Origin of the sequence: Pseudomonas sp. AN-1, from assembly GCF_034057115.1 — a bacterium.
In the GTDB taxonomy this organism is placed as follows: Bacteria; Pseudomonadota; Gammaproteobacteria; order Pseudomonadales; family Pseudomonadaceae; genus Geopseudomonas.
In genome coordinates, this window is the sequence record NZ_CP139195.1 from 2,973,950 (window position 1) to 2,995,255 (window position 21,306).

Consider the following 21,306-nt stretch of genomic DNA (forward strand, 5'->3'; position numbering starts at 1 on the left):
ATCCGTGAAAAAAATAGCCCGTGCGGCTCGGCCGGACCACGGGCCCAAGGGACTGTCAGGCACTGGCCGCGAACTTCTCGTAGTAGAAGTTCGCCGGCTGGATTCCGCGCTGGCGCAGATCCTGGTTGACCGCCTCGACCATCGGCGGCGGACCGCAGAGGTAGATGTCGACGTCGCCGTCGTTCAGCTGGCCCGGCGCGATGTGCTGGGTCACGTAGCCCTTGTTGGGGTACGCGCTGTCCGGACTGGCCACGCAGGCGCCGTAGGTGAAGTTGGGCAGGCGTCGGGCGAAGGCCTCCAGCTTGTCCAGCTCGACCAGGTCGAAGTCGTTGGTGACGCCGTAGATCAGGTGCACCGGCTGCTCGCTGGCAGCGGCCTCGAGCTTCTCGAGCATGGCCAGGAACGGCGCCAGGCCGGTGCCGCCGGCCAGCAGCAGCAGCGGACGCTGTACCTCGCGCAGATAGAAGCTGCCCAGCGGACCGGTCATGGTCATCAGGTCGCCGGCCTTGGCCGCGCCGGTGAGGTAGCCGCTCATCAGCCCGCCCGGCACGTTGCGGATCAGGAACGACACCTTGCCGTCCTGCGGCATCGAGCTGAACGAGTAGGCGCGGGTCTGCTCGCTGCCCGGCACCTGCAGGTTGACGTACTGGCCGGGCAGGAACGCCAGCTTGCCCAGCTCGTCGCCCTCGACGGTCAGGCTGAGGGTGCTGTCGGACAGCGCACGCACCTCGCGGATCGCCGCGCGGAAGCTGCCCTGCTTGATGCGGCAGGCGCTGGAGGACATCGGCACGCGCACCACGCAGTCGCTCTGCGCGCGCATCTGGCAGGTCAGCGCCAGGCCCTGGGCGGCCTCCTCGGCGCTGAGGGCGTCGTCGATGAAGTCCTCGCCGAGTTCGTACTTGCCGGACTCGACCTGGCACTTGCAGGCGCCGCAGGCGCCGACCCGGCAGTCCAGCGGAATGTTGATGCCCTGGCGGTAGGCGGCGTCGGCCACGGTTTCGCTGGCGTTGGCGTCGATGAAGCGGGTGACCCCGTCTTCGAAATTCAGTGCGATCTTGTGCGACATGCTGCACCTCGCTTGGAGCGGTATTCCGCGCCGGCCTCGGCCGTGCGCGCACGCAGGTTGCTGCCGAGCGCTGCGGGCCGCGAGGGCGGCCCGCGCGCTTCTCCTTAGATGTGGTAGATGTCCATCACGTGGCGGACGTAGTCGTTCTTCAGCACCACCTTCTTCTCCTTGACCAGCGGGTTCGGGCCGCGGGTGTCGAGGGTGTAGAAACTGGTGCCGTAGTACTGGTCCACGGTCTTGTAGCGGAAGCTCAGGGTGTGCCAGTTGAAGCGCACCTTGCAGTAGCCCTCGCCCTGCTCGACGATCTCGATGTTGTTGATGTTGTGCGAGGTGCGGGTGTCCGGGATGCTCGCGCTGGAACGCTCGGTACGGATGCGGAAGATGCGGTCTTCCAGGCCGGCGCGGCGGCCGTACCAGATCAGCGAGATTTCCTTCTGCGGATCCTCGGTCAGCTGGTCGTTGTCGTCCCAGGCCGGCACCCAGAAGCTGGCGTCCTCGGCGTACAGCTCGAGCCAGCTGTCCCAGTCCTTGTCGTCGAGGAAGCGGGCTTCCTGGTAGAGGAAATCGCGTACGGCTTCGTAGGAGATGCTCATTGCCCGGCCTCCACGTGGATCAGGTTCTGTTGTTCTTGTTCGACGGCTTTCTGCATGGTGGCCAGCCAGTGACGGTGCTGGACCACGAACAGGCCTTCGTCCTCGGCGCGCGCACCGCTGAGCAGCGGCTTGAGCTGGATTTCCCTGGCGGCCTCGTCGGCGCCCTCGATCCAGTGCTTGGCCCCGCGGGACATGTCGTTCCACGGCGCGGCGCGGCCGTTGAAGCCTTCCTGGCAGGCGCGGAATTCCTCGAGGTCGTCCGGGGTGGCCATGCCGCTGACGTTGAAAAAGTCCTCGTACTGGCGGATGCGGTGGGCGCGGGCCTCGGCGCTCTCGCCCTTGGGCGCGATGCAGTAGATGGTGACTTCGGTCTTGTCGACGGCGATCGGCCGGGCGATGCGCAGCTGCGAGCTGAACTGGTCCATCAGGTACAGGTTCGGGTACAGGCACAGGTTGCGCGAGTTCTGGATCATCCAGTCGGCGCGGGCCTGGCCGACGTCCGCGGCCAGCTGCTCGCGGCGCTCGTACAGCGGACGGTCTTCCGGGTTGTCCCAGCGGGTCCACAGCAGCAGGTGGCCATTCTCGAAGGAGTAGAAGCCGCCGCCCTTCTTGGCCCAGCCGCCGGCGCTCATGGCGCGGATGTCGTCGCCGGCATCCTTTTCCTTGCGGTTGCCCTGGGTGGCCGCGTAGTTCCAGTGGGTGGCGGTGACGTGGTAGCCGTCGGCGCCGTTCTCGGCCTGCAGCTTCCAGTTGCCCTCGAACACGTAGGTGCTCGAGCCACGCAGCACTTCCAGGCCTTCCGGCGACTGGTCGACGATCATGTCGATGATCTTCGCCGACTCGCCGAGGTGCTCGACCAGCGGCACCACGTCGGCGTTCAGGCTGCCGAACAGGAAACCGCGGTACGACTCGAAGCGGGCGATCTTCTTCAGGTCGTGGGAGCCGCTGCAGTTGAAGCTGTCCGGGTAGCCGGCCTCGATCGGATCCTTGACCTTGAGCAGCTTGCCGTTGGTGTCGAAGGTCCAGCCGTGGAACGGGCAGGTGTAGGTGGCCTTGTTGCCGCTCTTGAAGCGGCACAGGGTGGCGCCGCGGTGGCTGCAGGCGTTGATGAAGGCGTTGAGTTCGCCGGCGCGGTTGCGGGCGATGAACACGGGCTGACGGCCCATGGTCACGGTGTAGTAGTCGTTCTTCTCGGGAATCTGGCTCTCGTGCGCCAGGTAGATCCAGTTGCCTTCGAAGATGTGCTTCATCTCCATCTCGAACAGCACCGGATCGGTGAACATCTCCCGCTTGCAGCGGTAGATGCCCTTTTCCTGGTCTTCTTCCAGCAGGGAATTCAGGTACTCGGGTCCCACGGACATGTCTGCGCTCTCCGTTGTTGTTTTTGTACTGTGGAGTGCAGGCTAAGCCCCGGCGGGTCGGGGCAATATCCGCTTTCTGCATGATCGCTATCCGCTTTCTGCACGGCGTGCGGGAAACGGACGGCGGCGGGCCGCGCAGGGCGGCGCAGCAGCAGGAGGACGGGAGGAGGACGCGGCGGGCAGGCACCCGCCGCGGGGCGGGGACTCAGTTGCGGCGGCGCAGGGTGTCGGAGGGCAGCTCGCCGAAGGTGCTCTTGTAGCACTCGGAGAAGCGGCCGAGGTGCAGGAAGCCGTAGTCGAGGGCGATCTCGGTGACGTTGCGCACCGCGGCACGCGGGTCGCTCAGCCGCGCGTGGATCTGCTCCAGCTTGCGCTGGCGGATGAAGTGCTTGGGCGTGGTGCCGGCATGGCGGTCGAACAGCGCGTACAGCGAGCGCTGGCTCATGTGCGCCAGCTCGGCCAGTTGCTCGAGGGTGATGTCCTGCTTGAGGTTGCGCTCGATGAACTCGACCAGCCGCTCGAACGACGGGCAGCCGGCCGCGATCGGCTCGCGGCTGACGTTGCTGCCGGGCAGGCCGAGCAGCTTGCTGGCGATGATCTTGGCGTAGTGCTCCTGCACCTGGGGGATGCTCTGCTCGGCCTCGGCCTCCTGGCAGACCAGGCTCAGCAGGTTGATGAAGCCGTCGAGCTGCTCGAGGCGATGGCGCGGGGTGAAGCGCACGCCCGCGCCGCCGTGGTGCCACTGGTTCTCGCTGCAGGCCTTGTCGAGGAAGGTGGCCGGCAGCTTGACGATGAACTTCTCGCAGTCGTCCGAGTAGGTCAGGTCGACCGGATCGTCGGGATTGATCAGCAGCAGCTCGCCGGGGGTGAAGTAGTGCTCCTCGCCGCGCCCGCGCCACAGGCAGTGGCCGCGCAGGAGGATCTGCAGGTGATAGAGGGTCTCCAGCGCCGGCGAGGTGACCTGCACGCGGCTGCCGTAGCTGATCTGGCACAGGTCCAGACTGCCGAAGGCACGGTGGTTGAGACTCGCCTCGGGGTGACCGCTGCGCGGCAGGCAGATGCGGTGGGAACCGACATGCTGGTTGACGTAGTCCGACACCGCATGGGGATCGGCCTGGGCGAAAACCAGACTCTTCTCGTTCAGCAGACGACAGTCCATGGCTCACGGTGCTCTTGTAGTTTTTATGGTGACGCTGGGCGGTTGGGACCACGGGGCCGCCCTTGATTCTGCATTGATCCACAAGCCGGCCGCGGCGACAACCACCACGGAGGTCGCATGGCGTCGCGCGCGACGACCGGCAAAGACCGCGCGCACACTAAGGGATTGCCCGGGCGCCGGACAGAGCCGCGGGCGGTAATCGCCCACTTTTCAGCGCAGCAGCTGCGCTCCCAGCTCGCGGCTGGCCGCCTGCAGGGCCGGCAGGTAGCGGCCCTCCAGCTCGGCGCGGGACACCCGCGAGGCATGGCCGCTGACGCTCATCGCCGCCAGCACCCGGCCCTCGCCGTCGTGCACCGGCACGGCGATCGAGCGCAGCCCGGCCTCCAGCTCCTGGTCGATGAAGCACCAGCCCTGCGCGCGCACCTCGGCCAGCCGTTCGCGCAGCGCCTGCGGCTCGCAGAGGGTGCGGCTGGTGCGCGCCGCCAGGGTGGCGCCGGCCAGGTACTCGTCCAGGCAGGCCTCGTCCAGCGCGGCGAGCAGCACCTGGCCCAGCGAGGTGCAGTAGGCCGGCAGGCGGGTGCCGACGCGGATCTCCACCGACAGGAAGCGCTGCGCGGTGGCGGTGCAGGCCAGGTAGAGCACCTCGCTGCCCTCCAGGGTGGCCAGGCTGCAGGCCTCGCGCAGCTGCTCGCTGAGGCGGTCGAGGAACGGCTGGGCGCTGACCGCCAGCGGCGTCGACGACAGGTAGGCGTGGCCGAGGGTGAGCACCTTGGGCAGCAGCGCGTAGGTGCGCCCGTCGTCGCTGCCGACGTAGCCGAGCCGGGCCAGGGTGAGCAGGCAGCGGCGCACCGCGGCGCGCGGGATGCCGGTGCGGTGGCTGATCTGCGCGATGGTCAGCTGGCGCTTGCGCTCGTGGAAGGCGTCGATCACCGCCAGGCCGCGCGCCAGCGAGGTCATGAAGGTCGGATCGCCGCCCAGCTCCTCGATGCGCTGCGCCGCGGACGGCGGCGGCGACGGGGCCGGCGCGCAAGGGCTGGCGGGGGGTGCAGGCTCGCTCATGGCAGGTTCTCGGTGTCGTTGTCCGGCCCCTCCCTGGGGCGTTGCGCGGAGTATCGACTGAGACTCCGCCCGCTCGCAATCGCCGCCGGCGCGACGGCGCCGCTCTGCAGCGCGCCCTGGCGGGCCTGCCGGGCGATCCGGGGGACAAAACCCGCCGGCGCCGCTAAGCTGTGGCGCCGACACATCCGGTTGCGATTCCTTCCCGTGAGCAGTTCCCCCGCCGCCGGCGCCATGCGCTGGCCCCATGCCGTGCGCGCCCTGCGCCACCGCAACTACCGCCTGTACTTCACCGGCCACCTGGTGTCGATCCTCGGCAACTGGATCCAGCAGGTGGCACTGGCCTGGCTGGTCTACCGGCTGACCGGCTCGGCCGCCCTGCTCGGCCTGACCAGCTTCCTCAGCCTGCTGCCGCAGCTGCTGCTCGGCCCGCTGATCGGCGCCTGGATCGACCGCCGCGACAAGCGCCGCCTGCTGATCGCCAGCCAGGCGGCGCTCGCCGTGCAGGCCGCTCTGCTCGCCGCGCTGACCGCACTGGAATGGATCGGCCCGGCGCTGCTGGTGGCGATGGCCGCGCTGCTCGGCGTGCTCGGCGCCTTCGACACGCCGCTGCGCCAGGCGCTGATGAGCAGCTTCGTCGGCGACCGCGACGACCTGCCCAACGCCCTGGCGCTCAACGCCATGCTGGTCAACGCCTCGCGCTTCCTCGGCCCGCCGCTGGCCGGCCTGCTGCTCGGTCTGACCGGCGAGGCGCTGTGCTTCGCCCTCAACGCGCTGTCCTTCCTCGCCCTGCTGATCGGCCTGCTGCGCATGCGCATCGACGCCCCGCCGCCGGCACGCGGCTCGATGGGTGCGGTGTTCCGCCAGGGCCTCGACTACGTGCTCGGCCAGGCCACGGTGCGCCAGCTGATGCTCGGCGTGATGGTGGTCAACTTCGCCGCCTCCTGCTACGCGGTGCTGCTGCCGGTGTTCGCCAAGGACGTGTTCGCCGGCGACGCCGCCACCCTCGGCTGGCTGTGGGGCGCCGCCGGCGGCGGCGCCCTGCTCGGCTCGCTGCTGCTCGCCAGCCGCCGTTCCACCGCCGGTCAGGTGCAGTTGATCCTCGCCGCCAGCGCGCTGAGCGCCTGCGCCCTGCTGGTGTTCGCCGCCAGCACCGTCCTGCCGCTGGCGCTGGCCGCCATGGCCGTGCTGGGCTTCGGCCTGACCTGCGCCAACGTCGGCACCAACATCCTCATCCAGGGCCTGGCCCCGGACGCGCTGCGCGGCCGCGTGGTGTCCTTCTACATCGCCTGCCGCTTCGGCTTCGAGGCGCTCGGCGGGCTGTGCGCCGGCCTGCTCGCCACCCGCCTCGGCGCCCCCGCCACCCTGGCCGGTGCCGGCGCCCTGCTGTTCGCCTGGTGCCTGTGGCTGCTGCCGCGGCATGCGGCGCTGGGCCGCGCGGTGGGCGCAGCGCAGAAGTCCGCCGAAGAGGAGCGCGCCGCTTCCTGACGGATGGCGCGGCACGCGCGCGCAGGCCCGCCCGCAGCGGCTATATTCGGTTGATCCCCTGCCGCCACGGGGCGAACATAGGCTCCTTCACGCTCCAGGATGCCCCGCCATGAAAGGTCACACCGCCGTCATCGACTACCTGAAGACCCTGCTCAAGGGCGAGCTGGCCGCCCGCGACCAGTACTTCGTGCACTCGCGCATGTACCAGGACTGGGGCTTCACCAGGCTCTACGAGCGGCTCGACCACGAGATGGTCGAGGAAACCGAGCACGCCGACGCCCTGCTGCAGCGCATCCTGTTCCTCGAGGGCGTGCCGGACATGACCCCCGACGCCGTGCGGGTCGGCAGGACCGTGCCGGAGATGCTCAAGACCGACCTGGCGCTGGAGTACGAGGTGCGCGCCGCGCTGGCCAAGGGCATCGCCCTGTGCGAGCAGCACCAGGACTACGTCACCCGCGAGATCCTCGAGAAGCAGCTGCACGACACCGAGGAAGACCACGCCTACTGGCTGGAGATCCAGCTCGGCCTGATCGACAAGCTCGGCCTGGAGAACTATCTGCAGTCGCAGATGTGACCCCCGGGCGCCGCCTGTGCGCGGCGCCCCCATCCTTTCCCTTCCCCCCTTGTCCGCCGCCCGCTTCTGCCAAGCATTCCCGGAGCGCGGCTGATCCCGGTCAATGCCCGGCCTCCGCGCGGTGTCAGGATGGATGCCAGACGCACCACCACCACCCACCGGGCAGCGCCCGCCCAGGAAGCCCGCCCGTCGCGCCCTCCGGCTGCGGCGCGCCCAGGAAAAGGACAACCGCCATGAGCTTCTTCGACTTCTTCAAGATGGACAGCCACTCCAAGGAAACCGAGAAGGCCAAGCAGGAGGCGCAGGCCGCGCTGATCAAGGCGGCGGAGACGCTCAACATCGACGTCGCCGTGATGGCCCACGACAACTGGAAGCTGCGTCTGGAAACCTACCTGACCGGCAAGTCGCAGGAGGACCTGCGCCCCGAGGTGGTGTGCTGCGACGAGCGCTGCGACCTCGGCAAGTGGATCTACGGCGACGGCGAGGCGCACCTCGGCCAGTACATGACCTTCCAGGACCTCAAGGCCACCCACAAGATGTTCCACTACACCGCCTCCAGCGTGGTGACCCTCAGCCAGGCCGGCAAGCAGGACGAGGCCCACGAACTGCTGCACGGCGAATTCAGCAAGCTGAGCACCACCGTCAAGCGCCGCCTGCACGACCTCAAGGCGCTGCTCTGAAGCACCGGCGCCGGCCCCTGCCGAACGGCGTGGCCGGCGCTGCCCCCCTCGCGGCTGGACAAGCCGCCCCCGGCTCCTAGACTGCCCAGTAGACCCGTCCGCCGCGGAGCAGCCCCCATGAGCCAGGTCATCGCCGAACTCCGGCACGAGCACGACGCCATCCTCGAAGCCCTGCCGGTCCTCGAGCGCATGGCCGAACGGGCCGCGCAGGGCCAGCTGCCGGCCGAGGATGCCGGCGAGTTCCTCGATTTCCTGCGCGCCTTCGTCGACCAGTGCCACCACGGCAAGGAGGAGGCCCTGCTGTTCCCCGCGCTGATCGCGGGCGGCCTCGCCGAGCACGGCGGCTTCATCGACGAACTGCACGCCGAGCACATCCAGGGCCGCGCCCTGGTCCAGGCCATGGCGCAGGCCTGCAGCCGGCGGCCGGGCGCAGACTTCGCCGCCGCCGCCACGGCCTACGCCGGCCACCTGCGCGCGCACATCGGCAAGGAGAATGCCGCACTGTTCTCCATGACCGAACGCCTGCTCGACGAGCCGGTCCTGGCGGCGCTGCAGCAGGCCTTCGCCGCGCACGAGGAAAAGGTCATGGGCACCGGCCGCCACCAGCAGCTGCATGCACGGCTGCAGCAGTGGCGGACGACCTATCTCGGCTGAGCGGCCCCGCCCGTCACAGGGCGAACGGCAGTCCCTGCCCCGGCTCGACCCGCTGGCGCGCCTGCAACAGACGGCGGAACTCCTCGGGATCCTTGACCAGCACGTCGGGCTGGCCGGCGAAGGCCTCGGCGGCGATCAGCCGCGACAGCCAGAAGCGCACGCAGGCCACGCGCAGCATGGCCGGCCACAGCTCGGCCTCGGCGGCGCCGAACGGGCGCAGCGCGGCGTAGCCGGCGAGCAGGGCATTGAGGCGATGGTGGTCGAACTCGCCGCACGGCTCCACGCACCAGTCGTTGGCGGCGATCGCCAGGTCGTAGAGCATCGGCCCGGAGCAGGCGTTGTGGAAGTCGATCACTCCGGACAGGTGGTTGCCGTCGAACAGCACGTTGTCGTGGAACAGGTCGCCGTGCAGGTTGGCCGCCGGCAGCGCCTCCAGGCGCTGCCGCAGACGGCCCAGCTCCTCCAGCGCGCCCTTGAGCAACTGGCGGGCGTCGTCGTCCAGGCGCAGGGCCTGCAGCGGCCCCTCGGCGAGCATCCAGTCGAGACCGCGGTCGCTCGGCCGCTCGATGATCGCGTCGCGGGTGGCCAGGTGCAGGCGCGCCAGCAGCTCGCCGACCGCCCGGCACTGGTGCGCATTGGGCAGGCCGACGTGGTGGCCGGGCAGGCGCGGCTGCAGCAGCGCCGGCAGGCCGGCCAGTTCGCCGATGGCGGTGCCGTCGGCGGTGCGCAGGGCGAAGGGCACCGGCAGGCCGGCGCCGTGCAGCACGTCGAGCAGGGCGACGCTGAAGCCCAGGCCCTCGCGCGGGCCGCGCTCGACCAGGGTCAGCACGTACTCGCCGCGCTCCAGGCTGACGAAGAAGTTGCTGTTCTCGGTGCCGGCGGCGATGCCCTGGAACGCCAGCAGGCGGCCCAGCCCGTAGGGAGCGAGGAAGGCTTCCAGCTCGTGACGCTCAAGCGGGGTGAAGACGGACATGGGGCCTCCTCGATCGGGACTCAGCGGCTTACCAGCGGAAGATCTCCCACTGCGGGATCAGCATGTCCGGGTTGTCCGAGCGGATGAAGTTGCTGTCGCCGTCGGCGCGCACCAGGAAGTACGGCTTGCCGACCTTGGGGGTGACCTTGATGGCGTAGAGGAAGCCGTTGATGCGGTATTCCTGGATGGTCTTGTCGCCTTCCTGGCGGATGGTCACGTCCGGTTCGCCGCTCGGCGCCTCGTCCTGGGCAACGGCGGCCAGCGGGGCGGCGGCCAGCAGGCCAACGAGCAGCAGACGGTTGATTGCGCACATGGTGGTAACCTTGTCCCTTTGCAGTCATCGATACAGCCATCTTACCCGGTCGCATCGCCGAAGAGTCGATTTCCCCATGAGTCTAGCCCCTCTCGTCCTGGTGGACGGTTCCTCCTACCTGTACCGCGCCTTCCACGCCCTGCCGCCGCTGCACACCTCCGCCGGCCTGCCCACCGGGGCGGTCAAGGGCGTGCTGAACATGCTGCTGTCGCTGCGCCGCCAGTACCCGGACAGCCCGTTCGCCGTGGTGTTCGACGCCAAGGGCCCGACCTTCCGCGACGAGCTGTTCGAGCACTACAAGTCGCATCGCCCGCCGATGCCCGACGACCTGCGCGTGCAGATCGAGCCGCTGCACGCCTGCGTGCGCGCCCTCGGCCTGCCGCTGCTGTGCATCGAGGGGGTGGAAGCCGACGACGTGATCGGCACCCTGGCGCGCTCCAGCGCCGCCGCCGACCGCCCGGTGCTGATCTCCACCGGCGACAAGGACATGGCCCAGCTGGTCGACGGCCACATCAGCCTGGTCAACACCATGACCAACCCGCCGACCTATCTCGACCGCGACGGCGTGGTGGCCAAGTTCGGCATCGGCCCGGAGCTGATCATCGACTACCTGGCGCTGATGGGCGACAAGGTCGACAACATCCCCGGCGTGCCCGGGGTCGGCGAGAAGACCGCGCTGGGCCTGCTGCAGGGCCTCGGCGGCGGCCTCGACCTGATCTATTCCAGCCTCGAGCAGGTGCCGGCGCTGCCGATCCGCGGCGCCAAGTCGCTGCCGGCCAAGCTCGAGGAGCACCGCGAGATGGCCTACCTGTCCTACCGGCTGGCGACCATCAAGACCGACGTGGCGCTGGACGTCGCCCTCGACGACCTGCACCCGGGCGAAGCCGACCGCCCGGCACTGATCGAGCTGTACCGCACCCTGGAGTTCAGGAGCTGGCTGGACGAGCTGCTGCGCGAGGCGAAGGCCGCCGGCGTACCGGTGGCCGGCACTCCGGTGGCCGGCACTCCGGCGTCCGGCGCTCCCGCCGAAGGCGGCGCGGCGACTGCCACTGCCACAGAAGCCGCGGCTGCGCCCGAGACCCGCTACGAGATCGTGCTGGAACAGGCGCAGTTCGACGCCTGGCTGGAAAAGCTCGAGGCGGCCGAGCTGTTCGCCTTCGACACCGAGACCACCGGCCTCGACGCCCAGCAGGCCGAGCTGGTCGGCATTTCCTTCGCGGTCAGCGCCTTTGAGGCGGCCTACGTGCCGCTGACCCACAGCTACATGGGCGTACCCGCGCAGCTGGACCGCGACACGGTGCTGGCCGCGCTCAAGCCGCTGCTGGAAGACCCGGCCAGGGCCAAGGTCGGCCAGCACGCCAAGTACGACATCAACATCCTCGCCCGCTGCGGCATCGAGGTGCGCGGCGTGGCCTTCGACACCATGCTGGAGTCCTACGTGCTGGACTCCACCGCCACCCGCCACGACATGGACAGCCTGGCGCTCAAGTACCTCGGCCAGAGCACGGTGAAGTTCGAGGACATCGCCGGCAAGGGCGCCAAGCAGCTGACCTTCGACCAGATCGCCCTCGAGCAGGCCGGCCCCTACGCCGCCGAGGACGCCGACGTCACCCTGCGCCTGCACCAGACCCTGTGGCAGAAGCTGGAAGCCGTGCCGGCGCTGGCGAAGGTGCTGACCGAGATCGAGATGCCGCTGGTGCCGGTGCTGGCGCGCATCGAGCGCCACGGCGCGCTGGTCGACGCCAAGCTGCTCGGCCAGCAGAGCGTCGAGCTGGGCGAGAAGATGCAGCAGCTGCAGCGTCAGGCCTTCGAGCTGGCCGGCGAGGAATTCAACCTCGCCTCGCCCAAGCAGCTCGGCGCCATCCTCTACGACAAGCTCGGCCTGCCGGTGCTGTCGAAGACCGCCAAGGGCCAGGCCTCCACCGCCGAGAGCGTGCTCGCCGAGCTGGCCGAGCAGGGTTTCGAACTGCCGCAGGTGCTGATGGACTACCGCAGCGTCAGCAAGCTGAAGAGCACCTACACCGACAAGCTGCCCGAGCAGATCAACCCGCGCACCGGGCGCATCCACACCAGCTACCACCAGGCGGTGACCGCCACCGGCCGGCTGTCCTCCAGCGACCCGAACCTGCAGAACATCCCGATCCGCACCGCCGAAGGGCGGCGCATCCGCCAGGCCTTCGTCGCCGCGCCGGGCTACCGGCTGGTGGCCGCCGACTACTCGCAGATCGAGCTGCGCATCATGGCCCACCTGGCCCAGGACGCGGGCCTGCTGGACGCCTTCCGCCACGGCCGCGACGTGCACCGCGCCACCGCCGCCGAGGTGTTCGGCGTCGAGCTGGAGCAGGTCAGCTCCGAGCAGCGGCGCAGCGCCAAGGCGATCAACTTCGGCCTGATCTACGGCATGAGCGCCTTCGGCCTGGCCAAACAGATCGGCGTCGAGCGCAAGCAGGCGCAGGCCTACATCGACCGCTACTTCGCCCGCTATCCCGGCGTGCTGGCCTATATGGAACGCACCCGCGAGCAGGCCGCGGCGCAGGGCTACGTCGAGACCCTGTTCGGCCGCCGCCTGTACCTGCCGGAGATCCACTCGAAGAACGGCGCCATGCGCAAGGCCGCCGAGCGCACGGCGATCAACGCGCCGATGCAGGGCACCGCGGCGGACATCATCAAGCGCGCCATGGTGGCGGTGGACGCCTGGCTGCAGGAGTCCGGGCTGGATGCGCGGATGATCCTCCAGGTGCACGACGAACTGGTGCTGGAAGTGCGCGAGGACCAGGTGGAGGAACTCGAGGCCGGCCTGCTGCCGCGCATGAGCGGCGCCGCGCAGCTGGATGTGCCGCTGCTGGTCGAGGCCGGGGTGGGCAGCAACTGGGACGAGGCCCACTGAGCCGAGCCGACCAACGGCTGAACTTTGTCGCGCAGGCCGCGGTCAATTGTTCTGAGTGGTTGGCAGACCCCTCATGGGTTTCCTTGCAGAACCCTGTGTTGGCAGAACGCCCGCCTGCCCCGCCCTGGCAGCCGGGCTCGATGACCGACCTTCCATCCCCCCAACGGAAGGTCGGTTTTTTTTGCCTGCGCGAAACCTCAGGCCTGCTCGGCGACCGCCTCGTCTTCCTCCAGCAGGCCCATCCAGCCGGCCAGCACGGCCTGCGCATCCTCGATGCCCTGGCGCTTGGGCGCGGAGAACAGCTGCACGCTGGCCACCTCGCCCCAGCCCTGGCGGATCTCCTTCTGCACCTTGAGCAGGGTGTTCTTCGCCGCGCCGAAGGTCAGCTTGTCGGCCTTGGTCAGCAGGATGTGCATGGGCAGGCAGCTGGCCTTGGCCCAGTCGAGCATCAGCAGGTCGAACTCGGTGAGCGGATGGCGGATGTCCATGAGCAGCACCACGCCGACCAGGCTGTGGCGGCTGCCCAGGTAGGCCTCGAGGTGGCGCTGCCAGTGCTGCTTGAGCGGGATCGGCACCTTGGCGTAGCCGTAGCCGGGCAGGTCGACCAGGCGGCGCTGGTCGTCGAGGCGGAAGAAGTTGATCAGCTGGGTACGCCCCGGGGTCTTCGAGGTGCGCGCCAGGCGGGCATGGGTCAGGGTGTTCAGCGCGCTGGACTTGCCGGCGTTGGAGCGCCCGGCGAAGGCCACCTCGAAGCCCTCGTCCGGCGGACACTGGTCGACCTGGGCGGCGCTCTTGATGAAGGCGGCCTGCTGACACAGACCGAGGATGGGATTCTTGACGGACATGGCGAGGGCCTGTTCTGCGCCTGCGCAACAACGCGTTGCAGGCTGGGGCTGGTAGGTGCTGCGACAAAGTGTCGCTGACGGCGGTTCCGTTTCCGTTTTGACGTCGCCTGTATATAATGCCACGGATTTTGTGTGCGCTTTATTCCCAAGTTCAGTGTCCACGCGGACGGACCCCGCCGGCAGAGCGACGGGCCGTTTTCCCCTGATGTAGAAGAGGTCGACCATGAAGAAACTGTTGCTTGCTGTGTCGCTCGTTGCTGCCGCCGCCTCCGCGCAGGCCGCCCAGGATCCGGAAGCGGTGTTCAATCGTGCCTGTGCCGCCTGCCACAACGGCGCACTGCCCATGGCACCGCTGAAGGGCGACAAGGCCGCCTGGGAACCGCGTCTGGCCAAGGGTATGGATGCACTGGTCGCAAGCGTCACCAACGGCTTCAATGCCATGCCGCCGCGCGGCATGTGCATGGACTGCACCGCCGAGGACTACAAGGCCGTCATCGAGTGGATGAGTGCCTCCAAGTAATCCCGATACCCCCCTTACCTTTAGCCGTAGCTGGATTAGCTGATGAACAAACTACTCGTGAGTCTGCTGTTGACCCTGGGCGTGACCGGTGTGGCCCATGCCGCCGGCGATGCCACCGCTGGACAGACCAAGGCAGCCGTCTGCGGCGCCTGCCACGGCCCGGACGGCAACAGCGCAGCGCCCAATTTCCCGAAACTGGCTGGCCAGGGCGAGCGCTATCTGCTCAAGCAGATGCAGGACATCAAGGGTGGTAAGCGTACCGTGATCGAGATGACCGGCCTGCTCAACAACCTGAGCGACCAGGATCTGGCCGACATCGCCGCCTACTTCTCCAGCCAGAAGGGCAGCATCGGCCAGGCCGATCCCAAGCTGGTGGCGCGCGGCGAAGCGCTGTTCCGCGGCGGCAACCTGGAACTGGGCATGCCGGCCTGCACCGGCTGCCACGCTCCGGACGGCCGCGGCAACGACCTGGCCGGCTTCCCGCAGCTCAACGGCCAGCACGCCCAGTACGTGACCAAGCAGCTGACCGACTTCCGCGAAGGCAACCGCACCAACGACGGCGACGCCATGATCATGCGCTCCATCGCCGCCAAGCTGAGCAACAAGGACATCGAAGCGGTGTCCAGCTACATCCAGGGTCTGCACTGAGCGATCCCGCAGTAGCCTGCAACATAAAAAGGGCGGCCATGGCCGCCCTTTTTTTTGCCCGTCTCGCCTACAATCGCGTGGAATTCGCCAGCGGCCGCCGGTGTCCAACCGCCAGCCGCCCCACGTCATCCTGTCCAGGAGTCAAGCATGCGTAACCTGATTCTCTCGGCCGTTCTGGCCGGCCTCAGCCTGTTCGGCGCCACCGTTTCAGCCGAGGAGATCCAGGCCGGCAAGCAGTACGTCCAGCTGAGCAGCCCGGTGCCGGTCGCCCAGCCCGGCAAGATCGAGGTGGTCGAGCTGTTCTGGTACGGCTGCCCGCACTGCTACCAGCTCGAGCCGACCATCCAGCCGTGGGCCGAGAAGCTGCCGGAAGACGTCAACTTCGTGCGCATCCCGGCGCTGTTCGGCGGCCTGTGGAACGTCCACGGCCAGATGTTCCTGACCCTCGAGGCCATGGGCGTCGAGGCCAAGGTGCACGACGCGGTGTTCGCCGCCATCCACCGCGAAGGCAAGAAGCTCGCCACCCCGGAGGAGATGGCCGAGTTCCTCGCCGGCCAGGGCGTGGACAAGGACGCCTTCCTCAAGACCTTCAACTCCTTCGCCGTGAAGGGCCAGATGGAGAAGGCCAAGAAGCTGGCCATGGCCTACCAGATCACCGGCGTGCCGGTGCTGGTGGTCAACGGCAAGTACCGCTTCGACCTCGGCACCGCCGGCGGCCCGAACGGCGCCCTCCAGGTCGCCGACCACCTGATCGCCAAGGAACGCGCGACCCAGCAAGCCCCCGCCCAGTAACGGCGGCGGCCATGCTCAGGCGCTGGACCACCCCGCGCGCGCCCGGCATCCGGGCCGCGCGACACAATCCGCAGGCCGGCGAAGTCGCTGTCGGCGAAACCCTGCGCCTGCTCAGCTTCAACATCCAGGTCGGCATCAGCACCCGCCGCTACCATCACTACCTGACCCGCAGCTGGCAGCACCTGCTGCCGCACCGCGAGCGGGCGGTCAACCTGCAGCAGATCGGTGCGCTGCTCGGCGACTTCGACCTGGTCGCCCTGCAGGAGGTCGACGGCGGCAGCCTGCGCTCCGACTACGTCAACCAGGTCGAGCACCTCGCCCAGCTCGGCAACTTCCCCTACTGGTACCAGCAGCTCAACCGCAACCTCGGCGCGCTGGCCCAGCACAGCAACGGCCTGCTCAGCCGCCTGCGCCCGCAGCAGCTGGAGGACCACCCGCTGCCTGGCCCGCCCGGCCGCGGCGCCATCCTGCTGCGCTTCGGCGAAGGGTCGGAGGCGCTGGCGGTGGTGATGATGCACCTGGCCCTCGGCGCGCGCGTGCGCACCCGCCAGCTGGCCTACATCCGCGAACTGATCCACGGCTACCGCCACTGCGTGCTGATGGGCGACATGAACACCCACGCCGCCGAACTGCTCGAGCACTCGCCGCTGCGCGGCCTCGGCCTGGTCGCCCCGCAGACCTGCGCCACCTACCCCAGCTGGCAGCCGCAGCGCTGCATCGACCACATCCTGCTCAGCCCGCAGCTGACCCTGGAGCGCATGGCCGTGCTGGATGCGCCGATCTCCGACCACCTGCCGGTGGCGGTGGACATCCGCCTGCCCGCCGGCCTGCGCCAGCAGCCGCTGGTGGTGGCGCCCGGATAAACCCGCTCACATCTCGAGCGTCCGCCCCGGCGCGCCGGCAGGCTATGCTGGGCATCCGCTCCACCGCACCCGGCACCGCGCCATGAAGATCCTGCTCCCCCTCGCCCTCACCCTGCTGCTCGCCGGCTGCGCCGGCGGCCTGCGCTTCGACGACAGCCAGCGCTCGGTCGACCACAGCAGCCGGGTCGAATTCATCGTCATCCACTACACCTCCAGCGACCTGCCGCGCTCGCTGAAGACCCTCAGCCACGGCGGCGTCAGCGCCCACTACCTGCTGCCGGCCGACGGCAGGAAGATCTACCGCATGGTCGACGAGAGCCGCCGCGCCTGGCACGCCGGCGACAGCCAGTGGCGCGGGCGCACCTGGCTCAACGCCAGCTCGATCGGCATCGAGATCGTCAACCCCGGCTATACCGATGGCCCGGACGGGCGCACCTGGCATCCCTACCCGCAGGCGCAGATCGACCGCCTGATCGCCCTGCTCAGGGACATCCAGGCCCGCCACGGCGTGGCGCCGGTCAACATCGTCGGCCACAGCGACATCGCTCCGCAGCGCAAGGTCGACCCCGGCCCGCTGTTCCCCTGGCGCCAGCTCGCCGCCGCCGGACTGATCCCCTGGCCCGAGGCCGCCGTGGTGCAGGGGAAGCTGCGCCAGCTGGACGGCCGGGTGCCCGAGGTGGCCTGGTTCCAGCACCAGCTCGAACGCATCGGCTACGCGGTGCCGCAGCATGGCCAGCTGGACGAGGCCACCCGCAACGTGCTCGCCGCCTTCCAGATGAAGTACCGCCCCGAGCGCCACGACGGCCAGCCCGACCTGCACAGCGCCGCGCTGCTGCTGGCGCTGTAGCCTCCCGGAGCGCCGCGACCTTCTACACTCTGCGCAGGGTTTTCCGCCGCGTTCGGCGGAAGCGCTCGCGTTTGCAGGTAAACTTGCCGGTCTGCCGCCGATCCACAAGCACGCCGGCAGATCCAACAAACAGAAGAAGGAAGCACCTCCATGAAAGGCAAAACCTTGGCATGGGCCCTGTCCGCAACCCTGGCAGGCCTCTCTCTGGGCGGGACCGTTCAGGCACAGGACAAGTTCGTCACCATCGGCACCGGCGGCCAGACCGGCGTCTACTACGTGGCCGGCCAGTCGATCTGCCGGTTCCTCAACCGCGGCGCGGCCGAGCACCAGATCAAGTGCAACGCCCCGGCCAGCGGCGGCGGCGTGGCCAACGTCAACGGCATCCGCAGCGGCGAATTCAACTTCGGCATCATGCAGTCCGATCACCAGTACAAGGCGATGAAGGGCGAAGCGCCGTTCCAGGCCGAAGGCCCGATGGAGGACATCCGCGCGGTGTTCTCCCTGCAGAGCGAGGTGTTCACCATCCTCGCCCGCCGCGACGCCAGGATCGCCGGCTTCGACGACCTCAAGGGCAAGCGCGTCAACATCGGCAACCCCGGCTCCGGCCAGCGCGACACCCTCGACGAGATCCTGCGCGTGAAGGGCTGGGACAAGTCGGCCTTCGCCCTCGCCGCCGAGCTCAAGCCGGCCGAGCAGGCCGCCGCGCTGAGCGACAACAACATCGACGCCATGACCTACTTCGTCGGCCACCCCAACGGCGCGATCCAGGAAGCCACCACCACGGTCGACGCGGTACTGGTGCCGGTCACCGGCCCGGACATCGACAAGCTGCTGGCCGAGAAGAGCTACTACACCAAGGCCGAGATCCCCGGTGGCCTGTACAAGGGCAACGACGCCGCGACCCCGTCGATCGGCGGTAAGGCGGTGCTGTCCACCAGCGCCAAGACCGATCCCGAGGTGGTCTACCAGCTGGTCAAGTCGGTGTTCGACAACCTCGAGCGCTTCCAGCGCCTGCACCCGGCGTTCCAGGGCCTCAAGGCCGAGGACATGATCAAGGTCGGCCTGTCCGCCCCGCTGCACGAGGGCGCCGCGCGGTACTACAAGGAGCGCGGCTGGCTGTAAGGAACCGTCCACGATCTGCTGCGCGTCGGCCATGCTGCGTTGAAATCGGCTTCGGACTGCTCATTTACAGTTCGTAAACTCCGCGTCCTCAGCCGATTTCGCCTTGCCTGGCGCTAGCTCGCGAGATCGTGAACCGGCTCCTCGCCACCATTCCCTTTGCCGGGCGCTGCTACTCTGCTAGTAGCGCCCGCCATGCCGCTTCCACCCGGAACCCGCGTGCCGCGAGGCCGCGGGTTCCGGCGTTATCCGTTTTCCGCTGCAGGTTCATCCCATGCATGACAAGCAACTCTCCACCGAGGAGCTGATCGCCCAGGACGTCGGTGCGCGCACCCCGCCGGGCGCGATGGCCGCGGTGATCACCGGCCTGGCCCTGGCCTGGTCGCTGTTCCAGCTGTGGATCGCCTCGCCGCTGCCGTTCGTGTTCGGTATCGGCGTGTTCAACGACACCGAAACCCGCTCCATCCACCTGGCCTTCGCCCTGCTGCTGGCCTTCCTCGTCTACCCGGCGTTCCGCCGCTCGCCGCGCGACCGCGTGCCGCTCACCGACCTGGCCATGGGCCTGGCGGCGGCGGCCAGCGCCGCCTACCTGTTCATCGCCTACGAGCAACTGGCGCAGCGCCCAGGCAACCTGACCACCCTCGACCTGGTCACCGCCTGCGTCGGCATTCCGCTGCTGCTGGAGGCCACCCGCCGCGCCCTCGGCCCGGCGCTGGCGGTGATCGCCCTGCTGTTCCTGGTCTACAGCGTCGCCGGCCCGTGGATGCCGGACCTGCTGGCGCACCGCGGGGTGAGCTTCACCGCGCTGGCCAACCACCAGTGGATCACCACCGAAGGCGTGTTCGGCATCGCCCTCGGCGTGTCGACCAGCTTCGTGTTCCTCTTCGTGCTGTTCGGCGCCCTGCTCGAGCGCGCCGGCGCCGGCCACTACTTCATCCAGCTGGCCTTCAGCCTGCTCGGCCATCTGCGCGGCGGCCCGGCCAAGGCGGCGGTGGTGTCCTCGGCGCTGACCGGGGTGATCTCCGGCTCGTCGATCGCCAACGTGGTCACCACCGGCACCTTCACCATCCCGATGATGAAGAAGGTCGGCTTCTCCAAGGAGAAGGCCGGCGCGGTGGAAGTGGCCTCCTCGGTCAACGGCCAGATCATGCCGCCGGTGATGGGCGCCGCCGCCTTCCTGATGGTCGAGTACGTCGGTATGCCCTACGTGGAGATCATCAAGCACGCCTTCCTGCCGGCGGCGATCTCCTACATCGCGCTGTTCTACATCGTCCACCTCGAGGCGCTGAAGCTCGGCATGCAGCCGATCGGCGCGCGCCAGCCGAAACCCTGGCTGCGCCGCCTGACCGGTTTCGCCTTCGGCGTCGCGCTGATCTCCGGCCTGTCGCTGGCGGTCTACTACGGCCTCGGCTGGCTCAAGCCGGCGCTCGGCGACTACGCCCTGCCGGGCATCAGCCTGCTGCTTGCGGTGGCCTACCTGGGCCTGCTGAAGATCGCCGCCAGCAACCCGCCGCTGCCCGCCGAGGACCCGGACAAGCCGCTGGAGGTGCTGCCCGAGACCCGCGCCGTGCTGCTTTCCGGCCTGCACTTCCTGCTGCCGGTGGTGGTGCTGGTCTGGTGCCTGATGATCGAGCGCCTGTCGCCCGGCCTGTCGGCGTTCTGGGGCAGCGTGATGCTGATGGTCATCCTGCTCACCCAGCGCCCGCTGCTCGGCTGGCTGCGCGGTGACGGCGGCAAGACCCACGGCAGCTTCATCGACGGCTGCGTCGACCTGCGCGAGGGCCTGATCGCCGGCGCGCGCAACATGATCGGCATCGGCATCGCCACCGCCGCCGCCGGCATCATCGTCGGCGCGGTGTCGCAGACCGGCGTCGGCCTGGTGCTCGCCGACCTGGTCGAGCTGCTGTCGATGGGCAACCTGCTGTTGATGCTGCTGCTCACCGGGGTGTTCAGCCTGATCCTCGGCATGGGCCTGCCGACCACCGCCAACTACATCGTGGTGTCCAGCCTGCTGGCGCCGGTGATCGTCACCCTCGGCCAGCAGAACGGTCTGATCGTGCCGCTGATCGCCGTGCACCTGTTCGTCTTCTACTTCGGCATCATGGCCGACGTCACCCCGCCGGTGGGCCTCGCCTCGTTCGCCGCCGCCGCGGTGTCCAAGGGCGATCCGATCAAGACCGGCCTGGTGGCGTTCTTCTACAGCCTGCGCACCGCGGCGCTGCCGTTCCTGTTCATCTTCAACACCGACCTGCTGCTGATCGACGTCGGCTTCTGGCACGGCGTGCTGATCTTCATCGTCGCCACCGTGGCCATGCTGGTCTTCGCCGCCGCCACCATGGGCTTCTTCCTGGTGAAGAGCCGCTGGTACGAGAGCCTGCTGCTCCTCTTGGTCGCCTTCAGCCTGTTCCGCCCGGGCTTCTGGATGGACATGCTGCACGACCCCTACCGCGAGGTGCCGCCGGCCCAGCTGGCCAGCGCGCTCGGCGAGGTCGAGGCGGACAGCAGCCTGCGCCTGCGCATCCAGGGCGAGGACGCGATCGGCGACCCGCGCGTCTTCACCGTGCTGCTGCCGGTGCCGGACGGTGCCAGTGGCGAGGAACGCCTCGGCAAGCTGGGCATCCAGCTCTACGAGCAGGACGGCAAGACCCTGATCGACAACGTCGCCTTCGGCAGCCCGGCCGCCGACCTCGGCCTGGAGTTCGACCAGCAGATCCTCGACGTGCGCGCGCCCACCCAGCGCTGGCCCAAGGAGCTGATCTGGCTGCCGGGCTTCGCCCTGTTCGGCCTGGTCTGGCTGCTGCAGAGCCGTCGGCGCCGCGCCGCGACCTGAACTCGTGCAGTCTGAGGTAGTCTGAAGCAGCATCCGGC

At 68.9% G+C, this 21,306-nt stretch carries 20 protein-coding genes; 12 read left to right on the plus strand and 8 right to left on the minus strand.

Annotated elements, in window-relative coordinates; all coding sequences use genetic code 11:
• Nucleotides 1-55 precede the first annotated feature (55 nt).
• The 5 genes from benC to SK095_RS13950 all read right to left on the minus strand — a co-directional run bounded on the left by benC (nucleotide 56) and on the right by SK095_RS13950 (nucleotide 5,238).
• Entirely contained in the window at nucleotides 56-1,066 is a 1,011-nt protein-coding gene (gene benC, locus SK095_RS13930; protein ID WP_136490332.1) for a benzoate 1,2-dioxygenase electron transfer component BenC, read from the minus strand.
• A 104-nt stretch (nucleotides 1,067-1,170) separates the two neighbouring features.
• Entirely contained in the window at nucleotides 1,171-1,659 is a 489-nt protein-coding gene (benB, locus tag SK095_RS13935; protein ID WP_136490331.1) for a benzoate 1,2-dioxygenase small subunit, read from the minus strand.
• Nucleotides 1,656-3,020 carry a benzoate 1,2-dioxygenase large subunit gene (benA, locus tag SK095_RS13940; protein WP_136490330.1) on the minus strand — a complete coding sequence of 455 codons (1,365 nt, stop codon included), beginning with the start codon at nucleotides 3,018-3,020 and terminating at the stop codon, nucleotides 1,656-1,658. The genes benB and benA overlap by 4 nt, the downstream gene beginning before the upstream one ends.
• Nucleotides 3,021-3,225: 205 nt before the next feature.
• Nucleotides 3,226-4,179: an AraC family transcriptional regulator gene (locus SK095_RS13945; protein ID WP_136490329.1), complete on the minus strand. Its 954-nt coding sequence runs from the start codon at nucleotides 4,177-4,179 to the stop codon at nucleotides 3,226-3,228.
• A 210-nt stretch (nucleotides 4,180-4,389) separates the two neighbouring features.
• On the minus strand, nucleotides 4,390-5,238 hold the full coding sequence (locus SK095_RS13950; protein WP_136490328.1) for an IclR family transcriptional regulator C-terminal domain-containing protein: 849 nt from the start codon (nucleotides 5,236-5,238) through the stop codon (nucleotides 4,390-4,392).
• A gap of 231 nt (nucleotides 5,239-5,469) precedes the next feature.
• On the opposite strand from SK095_RS13950, the gene SK095_RS13955 reads away from it, so the two are divergent.
• The 4 genes from SK095_RS13955 to SK095_RS13970 all read left to right on the plus strand — a co-directional run bounded on the left by SK095_RS13955 (nucleotide 5,470) and on the right by SK095_RS13970 (nucleotide 8,631).
• A complete protein-coding gene (locus tag SK095_RS13955; RefSeq protein WP_136490341.1) occupies nucleotides 5,470-6,723 on the plus strand; it encodes an MFS transporter in 1,254 nt (417 codons plus the stop codon).
• 109 nt (nucleotides 6,724-6,832) lie between these two features.
• On the plus strand, nucleotides 6,833-7,297 hold the full coding sequence (bfr, locus tag SK095_RS13960; RefSeq protein WP_136490327.1) for a bacterioferritin: 465 nt from the start codon (nucleotides 6,833-6,835) through the stop codon (nucleotides 7,295-7,297).
• A gap of 233 nt (nucleotides 7,298-7,530) precedes the next feature.
• On the plus strand, nucleotides 7,531-7,977 hold the full coding sequence (locus SK095_RS13965; protein ID WP_136490326.1) for a CZB domain-containing protein: 447 nt from the start codon (nucleotides 7,531-7,533) through the stop codon (nucleotides 7,975-7,977).
• Nucleotides 7,978-8,094: 117 nt separating this feature from the next.
• Nucleotides 8,095-8,631, plus strand: a complete 537-nt coding sequence (locus tag SK095_RS13970; protein WP_136490325.1) for a hemerythrin domain-containing protein — start codon at nucleotides 8,095-8,097, stop codon at nucleotides 8,629-8,631.
• Between the two features lie 13 nt (nucleotides 8,632-8,644).
• On the opposite strand, the gene SK095_RS13975 is transcribed toward SK095_RS13970, so the two are convergent.
• Nucleotides 8,645-9,604: a homoserine kinase gene (locus tag SK095_RS13975; protein WP_136490324.1), complete on the minus strand. Its 960-nt coding sequence runs from the start codon at nucleotides 9,602-9,604 to the stop codon at nucleotides 8,645-8,647.
• A gap of 28 nt (nucleotides 9,605-9,632) precedes the next feature.
• Nucleotides 9,633-9,917 carry a DUF2782 domain-containing protein gene (locus SK095_RS13980; protein ID WP_320546620.1) on the minus strand — a complete coding sequence of 95 codons (285 nt, stop codon included), beginning with the start codon at nucleotides 9,915-9,917 and terminating at the stop codon, nucleotides 9,633-9,635.
• 76 nt (nucleotides 9,918-9,993) lie between these two features.
• Between SK095_RS13980 and polA the strand changes: the two genes are divergently transcribed.
• Nucleotides 9,994-12,804, plus strand: coding sequence for a DNA polymerase I (gene polA / locus SK095_RS13985; protein ID WP_201485537.1), 2,811 nt, complete (start codon nucleotides 9,994-9,996; stop codon nucleotides 12,802-12,804).
• Nucleotides 12,805-13,001: 197 nt separating this feature from the next.
• Here the strand turns inward: polA and yihA are convergent, their stop codons facing one another.
• Nucleotides 13,002-13,649: a ribosome biogenesis GTP-binding protein YihA/YsxC gene (gene yihA / locus SK095_RS13990; protein WP_136490321.1), complete on the minus strand. Its 648-nt coding sequence runs from the start codon at nucleotides 13,647-13,649 to the stop codon at nucleotides 13,002-13,004.
• A 223-nt stretch (nucleotides 13,650-13,872) separates the two neighbouring features.
• On the opposite strand from yihA, the gene SK095_RS13995 reads away from it, so the two are divergent.
• The 7 genes from SK095_RS13995 to SK095_RS14025 all read left to right on the plus strand — a co-directional run bounded on the left by SK095_RS13995 (nucleotide 13,873) and on the right by SK095_RS14025 (nucleotide 21,268).
• Nucleotides 13,873-14,169 (plus strand): c-type cytochrome, encoded by a 297-nt coding sequence (locus SK095_RS13995; RefSeq protein WP_136490320.1) that lies wholly within the window; start codon nucleotides 13,873-13,875, stop codon nucleotides 14,167-14,169.
• Between the two features lie 42 nt (nucleotides 14,170-14,211).
• Nucleotides 14,212-14,817, plus strand: coding sequence for a c-type cytochrome (locus SK095_RS14000; protein ID WP_136490319.1), 606 nt, complete (start codon nucleotides 14,212-14,214; stop codon nucleotides 14,815-14,817).
• 147 nt (nucleotides 14,818-14,964) lie between these two features.
• A complete protein-coding gene (locus SK095_RS14005) occupies nucleotides 14,965-15,609 on the plus strand; it encodes a thiol:disulfide interchange protein DsbA/DsbL (RefSeq protein ID WP_136490318.1) in 645 nt (214 codons plus the stop codon).
• An 11-nt stretch (nucleotides 15,610-15,620) separates the two neighbouring features.
• Nucleotides 15,621-16,472, plus strand: a complete 852-nt coding sequence (locus SK095_RS14010; RefSeq protein ID WP_201485534.1) for an endonuclease/exonuclease/phosphatase family protein — start codon at nucleotides 15,621-15,623, stop codon at nucleotides 16,470-16,472.
• Between the two features lie 82 nt (nucleotides 16,473-16,554).
• A complete protein-coding gene (locus SK095_RS14015) occupies nucleotides 16,555-17,319 on the plus strand; it encodes an N-acetylmuramoyl-L-alanine amidase (RefSeq protein WP_201485533.1) in 765 nt (254 codons plus the stop codon).
• A 150-nt stretch (nucleotides 17,320-17,469) separates the two neighbouring features.
• Nucleotides 17,470-18,441 (plus strand): TAXI family TRAP transporter solute-binding subunit, encoded by a 972-nt coding sequence (locus SK095_RS14020; protein ID WP_201485532.1) that lies wholly within the window; start codon nucleotides 17,470-17,472, stop codon nucleotides 18,439-18,441.
• 271 nt (nucleotides 18,442-18,712) lie between these two features.
• The gene (locus tag SK095_RS14025) at nucleotides 18,713-21,268 is read left to right on the plus strand and encodes a TRAP transporter permease (protein ID WP_320546621.1); all 2,556 of its coding nucleotides are present in this window, start codon (nucleotides 18,713-18,715) and stop codon (nucleotides 21,266-21,268) included.
• Nucleotides 21,269-21,306 lie beyond the last annotated feature (38 nt).

Coding starts and splice junctions, on each gene's coding strand:
- SK095_RS13955 (WP_136490341.1), top strand. CDS start 5,470: ATGCGCTGGCCCCATGCCGTGCGCGCCCTGCGCCACCGCAACTACCGC.
- bfr (WP_136490327.1), top strand. CDS start 6,833: ATGAAAGGTCACACCGCCGTCATCGACTACCTGAAGACCCTGCTCAAG.
- SK095_RS14025 (WP_320546621.1), top strand. CDS start 18,713: ATGCATGACAAGCAACTCTCCACCGAGGAGCTGATCGCCCAGGACGTC.
- SK095_RS13995 (WP_136490320.1), top strand. CDS start 13,873: ATGAAGAAACTGTTGCTTGCTGTGTCGCTCGTTGCTGCCGCCGCCTCC.
- benC (WP_136490332.1), bottom strand. CDS start 1,066: ATGTCGCACAAGATCGCACTGAATTTCGAAGACGGGGTCACCCGCTTC.
- SK095_RS13945 (WP_136490329.1), bottom strand. CDS start 4,179: ATGGACTGTCGTCTGCTGAACGAGAAGAGTCTGGTTTTCGCCCAGGCC.
- SK095_RS13975 (WP_136490324.1), bottom strand. CDS start 9,604: ATGTCCGTCTTCACCCCGCTTGAGCGTCACGAGCTGGAAGCCTTCCTC.
- SK095_RS14010 (WP_201485534.1), top strand. CDS start 15,621: ATGCTCAGGCGCTGGACCACCCCGCGCGCGCCCGGCATCCGGGCCGCG.
- benB (WP_136490331.1), bottom strand. CDS start 1,659: ATGAGCATCTCCTACGAAGCCGTACGCGATTTCCTCTACCAGGAAGCC.
- SK095_RS13950 (WP_136490328.1), bottom strand. CDS start 5,238: ATGAGCGAGCCTGCACCCCCCGCCAGCCCTTGCGCGCCGGCCCCGTCG.
- SK095_RS13980 (WP_320546620.1), bottom strand. CDS start 9,917: ATGTGCGCAATCAACCGTCTGCTGCTCGTTGGCCTGCTGGCCGCCGCC.
- polA (WP_201485537.1), top strand. CDS start 9,994: ATGAGTCTAGCCCCTCTCGTCCTGGTGGACGGTTCCTCCTACCTGTAC.
- benA (WP_136490330.1), bottom strand. CDS start 3,020: ATGTCCGTGGGACCCGAGTACCTGAATTCCCTGCTGGAAGAAGACCAG.
- SK095_RS14005 (WP_136490318.1), top strand. CDS start 14,965: ATGCGTAACCTGATTCTCTCGGCCGTTCTGGCCGGCCTCAGCCTGTTC.
- SK095_RS14015 (WP_201485533.1), top strand. CDS start 16,555: ATGAAGATCCTGCTCCCCCTCGCCCTCACCCTGCTGCTCGCCGGCTGC.
- SK095_RS14020 (WP_201485532.1), top strand. CDS start 17,470: ATGAAAGGCAAAACCTTGGCATGGGCCCTGTCCGCAACCCTGGCAGGC.
- SK095_RS13970 (WP_136490325.1), top strand. CDS start 8,095: ATGAGCCAGGTCATCGCCGAACTCCGGCACGAGCACGACGCCATCCTC.
- SK095_RS14000 (WP_136490319.1), top strand. CDS start 14,212: ATGAACAAACTACTCGTGAGTCTGCTGTTGACCCTGGGCGTGACCGGT.
- SK095_RS13965 (WP_136490326.1), top strand. CDS start 7,531: ATGAGCTTCTTCGACTTCTTCAAGATGGACAGCCACTCCAAGGAAACC.
- yihA (WP_136490321.1), bottom strand. CDS start 13,649: ATGTCCGTCAAGAATCCCATCCTCGGTCTGTGTCAGCAGGCCGCCTTC.